The sequence below is a fragment of the Mesorhizobium sp. WSM3866 genome (genome assembly GCF_002294795.1).
Taxonomy (GTDB): domain Bacteria; phylum Pseudomonadota; class Alphaproteobacteria; order Rhizobiales; family Rhizobiaceae; genus Mesorhizobium.
Window position 1 is genome coordinate 1 of the sequence record NZ_NSGC01000060.1, and the last position, 1,128, is coordinate 1,128.

2 protein-coding genes are annotated in these 1,128 nt (G+C 64.4%); both read left to right on the plus strand.

Going from position 1 to position 1,128, the window contains the following annotated elements:
* A partial coding sequence (locus tag CK222_RS31420; RefSeq protein ID WP_245433423.1) for a thiamine pyrophosphate-dependent enzyme occupies positions 1-432 on the plus strand: 432 nt, incomplete at its 5' end.
* Positions 429-1,128, plus strand: a 700-nt coding sequence (locus CK222_RS31425) for a hypothetical protein (RefSeq protein WP_095802998.1), incomplete at its 3' end; no start/stop codon positions are given. The genes CK222_RS31420 and CK222_RS31425, both read left to right, overlap by 4 nt.

A 1,128-nucleotide genomic window follows, 5' to 3' on the forward strand; every position in this document is an offset into this window, starting at 1 on the left:
CGCAAGCAGAGCGACAGTTTCGTCTACAATCTCTTGTCGGACGGCGAGCTCGGCGAGGGCTCGACCTGGGAAGCGGCGATGTCGGCCGCCCACCACAAGCTCGACAACCTCATCGCAATCGTCGACTTCAACAACCAGCAGGCCGACGGCCCATCGACCTCGACGCTGTCTTCGGAGCCGGTGACGGACAAGTTCGAGGCCTTCGGCTGGCACGCTCAGCGTGTCGACGGCAATGACATCGAGGCGGTCCGCGCAGCGTTCGACAGCGCCCGGGGTCTCAAGGAGCCGCGCCCGCGCATCATCGTCTGCGACACCCGCATGGCCAAGGGCGTGCCGTTCCTGGAGGCCCGCGACATCACGCATTTCATCCGCGTCGAGCCGCACGAATGGACGCTGGCGCTCGAGGCACTGGAAAAGGGACGTCCGCAGTGAGGCTGTCAAAATTCGCACCGCGGCAGGCGGTCAAGGTGGGCGAGCGCAAGACCACCTCGGCGATGATCGCCTCGATCGCCCCGGACGGCGTTCCGACGCGCAGCGCCCCTTTCGGCCACACGCTCGCCAGGCTGGCACATCACCGGAGCGGGATCGTCGGGCTCACCGCCGATCTTGCCAAATACACCGACCTTCATGTCTTCGCGCAGGAACATCCGCATCGCTTCTACCAGATGGGCATGGCGGAGCAGGTGCTGATGAGCGCGGCCGCCGGGATGGCGCGGGAAGGGTTTACCCCATTTGCAACGACCTACGCCGTCTTCGCCTCACGACGAGCCTATGATTTCATCTGCATGGCGATCGCCGAGGAGCATCTCGACGTGAAGATCGTCTGCGCCCTGCCCGGACTGACCACCGGCTACGGCCCGAGCCACCAGGCAACTGAAGACATCGCCATTTTCCGCGGCATGCCCAACCTGACAATCATCGACCCGTGCGACGCGCTTGACATCGAGCAGGCTACCGAGGCCATCGCCGACCACAAGGGGCCGGTCTATATGCGGCTCTTGCGCGGCAAGGTGCCGGTCGTGCTCGACGAGTACGACTACAGGTTCGAGATCGGCAAAGCACGGCTGCTGCGTGAAGGCGCGGACGTGCTGTTCATTTCGAGCGGCATGATGACGATGCGTGTGCTTG